Here is a 2,906-nt window from a genome sequence, read left to right as displayed (position 1 = left end):
TTGACATTATTGACGTACAATTATCAACTTTTTAGTTGAACTTAGCGAAAAAAATCAAAGGTTTGTATAAACTTTTGATTTTTTTAGGTGTTTTCAAAAGATTTTAAGATAATCGTCAAATCATAATGAAGCGTCTGATCCAGGTCATAATTCCCATTATGAGCTACCCAGTCATAACCAATTCCTCGAGCGTGTCTTAATAAAAGAGAACATAAAAAATCTACATTGGTTTCGGGTTTTAATTGTTTTTCTTCCAATGCTTTATTCACAATTTGTTTTAAATATTTTCTGGAATAGCGTTCCTGGTCTTCAAAATAAGAAGGATTTTTTAAAGCGAGTTTTAATATTTCTCTAGTGGTATTGACACCGTTGTCTTTTGCACCAATGACTAGATGATATAAAAAATCAATAATGGCTTCACTTGAAGATTGATAAGGCTTGTTCACAAGTACTTGGGAAACAAAGTCATCAAATTGAGTGAATGTTTCGGCTAAGACTTCGTCTTTGCTGTTATAGTGATGATAAAAAGCTCCAACTGATATATTGGCTTTTTTACAAATGGTTTGGATTGTTATATCTTCCAGAGCATTATCTTTTAATAAATTAAAGAATGTTTTGATAATGAGTTGCTTTGTTTCAAGTGCTTGTTTTTGTCGGTTTGTTAAATTTTCCATGTGTTTATTATATCTTATTTACAATAAAAAATATAATGATAAAATAGAATTATAACCGAATGGAGTTCGGCGAATATAATTCGGAAAGAGAGGTATAATATGACGCAAAAATTCGAAAAAATGTTTACTCCATTTAAAATTAATCAAACAGAAATCAAAAATCGTTTTGTCATGTGTGCAATGGGTGGAACTGCTTTAATTGAAAGAGGTTTTAATGAAAAAGCAGCGCCTTATTACATTGAAAGAGCCAAAGGTGGAGTTGGATTGATTATCACAGGTATTTCACAAATTAAAGATATGTGGGGAAGACCTGGGTGGTTACATGAAGACATTGAAAAAAATATGGACCGTTTAAAAGAATTCATGAATGAAATTCATAAATACGATTGTAAGTTATTCTTACAAATTGGAGCTGGAATGGGAAGATGTTTATCCATTACAAGTGCTATGTATATTCCTGGTTGCGATACAGCGGAAGCCATGAATGGACCAAGTGAAGGTTTACCAAATGTATGGGTTCCCGAAAAAACGCATCGTGCATTAACTGTTGATGAAATTCATCGTTATATAAAAGAATTTGGTTTATGTGCAAAATTATTAAAAGAAGCAGGATTTGATGGAGTGGAAGTTCATGCGGTTCATGAAGGATATTTATTGGATCAATTTGCGATGGAATGTTCGAACTGGCGAACAGATGAATATGGTGGATGCTTAGAAAATCGTTTACGATTTGCGTGTGAAATTGTTAAGGAAATTAAAGAACAAGCAGGCCAGGATTTCCCAGTTTCCATGCGTTATTCCGTTGCCAGCAAAATGAAAGGTTTCAACTCAGGAGCTTTACCAGAAGAGCCATATAAAGAATTTGGACGAAGCTTAGAAGAAAGTCCAGCTGTTGCTAAAATGTTAGAAGAAGCTGGATATGATATGTTGAACTGTGACAATGGAACATATGATTCCTGGTATTGGTGTCATCCTCCTGTATATATGCCATTAGCTCACAATTTAACCGATGCAGCTTTTATTAAGAACTATGTACATATTCCAGTTTGTGTAGCTGGAAGAATGGAGTATTTGCCACAAACATATAGAGCCATTGAAATGGAACAAGTAGATGCGATAGGATGTGCCAGACAATATTTAATTGATCCAGAATGGCCAGATAAAGTTAAAAACGGAAACTATGAAGATGTTAAACCATGTATTGCTTGTCACAATGGATGTTTTGGTTTGTTCTGGGGAGCAGGAACACGTTGTGCATTAAATGCAGCAACTATGCATGAAGATGAATATCCTGTTATTCCTGCAAAAGTTATAAAAAATATAGCTGTTATTGGTGGTGGAATCGGTGGAATGGAATGTGCGATTCAATTAGCAAAACGAGGACACAAAGTAGATTTATATGAAAAATCGAATGAATTAGGTGGTGTCTTTATTGCCGCTGCTGCACCAGAATTCAAAGAAAAAGATCGTATGTTAATAGATTGGTATAGACGTCAGGTAAATGAAAAATACGATACGATTACATTGCATTTGAATACAGAAGTTGATTTAAATAATCTTTCTTCTTTATCAGCGGATGAATATATCATTTGTACAGGAGCAAGTCCAAGAGTTATGAAATCCGATAAGCGCGAAATGATTGAAGCCATTGAATATTTGAGAGGATATAAAGAAGTTGGTCAAAAAGTCACTGTTATTGGTGGAGGATTAACAGGATGTGAAATTGCTTATGATTTAGCATTAAAAGGAAAAGAAGTTACGATTGTTGAAATGATGGATGATATCATCAAAGTTAGAGAATTAGCCGCAACAAATAGACAATGTTTAATTGATTTATTGAAATTACATAAAGTGAATGTTATTACAAGTGCTAAAGTAACCAGCTTGGAAAAGAGTGGTTTACATTATGAAAAGGATGGAAAAACATATGGTATAAAATGTGATTCCATTATCACTTCCATTGGATATGAACCAAATAATGAATTAAAAGAAAAATATAAAGATGTAGAAAACATTCATTTTGTGGGCGATGTACAATTTGTTGGTAATTTAAAACACGTTGTATGGGCTGCGACAGATTTAGCTATGAAACTATAGGAACACTTGTTGTTCCTTTTTTTGTCACATTGTTTTCACAATTGAGTATATGTAAATAATAAATGAAATAATGTAAAAATTAACCAAAATCACAATTTCTAAATATGATAAGATGAAAGTACTAAACAGACAGAA

Annotated in this window: 2 protein-coding genes; one reads left to right on the top strand and one right to left on the bottom strand. The window is 32.9% G+C overall.

The annotated features are described in order from the left end of the window. Positions 1–83 precede the first annotated feature (83 nt). Positions 84–674 (bottom strand): TetR/AcrR family transcriptional regulator, encoded by a 591-nt coding sequence (locus ACI32A_RS02230; RefSeq protein WP_439753392.1) that lies wholly within the window; start codon positions 672–674, stop codon positions 84–86. A 99-nt stretch (positions 675–773) separates the two neighbouring features. Here ACI32A_RS02230 and ACI32A_RS02225 point away from each other — a divergent pair, with 99 nt between their 5' ends. Further along, positions 774–2,771, top strand: a complete 1,998-nt coding sequence (locus ACI32A_RS02225) for an FAD-dependent oxidoreductase (protein WP_439753391.1) — start codon at positions 774–776, stop codon at positions 2,769–2,771. Positions 2,772–2,906: the final 135 nt, after the last annotated feature.

Origin of the sequence: Floccifex sp., from assembly GCF_051873555.1 — a bacterium.
Lineage (GTDB): Bacteria > Bacillota_I > Bacilli_A > Erysipelotrichales > Erysipelotrichaceae > Floccifex.
This window is presented reverse-complemented; position numbering and strand designations above follow the sequence as displayed.

What these genes read in the sequence shown, in the direction of transcription:
- ACI32A_RS02230 (WP_439753392.1), bottom strand. Translation starts at nt 674, where the DNA reads ATGGAAAATTTAACAAACCGACAAAAACAAGCACTTGAAACAAAGCAA.
- ACI32A_RS02225 (WP_439753391.1), top strand. Translation starts at nt 774, where the DNA reads ATGACGCAAAAATTCGAAAAAATGTTTACTCCATTTAAAATTAATCAA.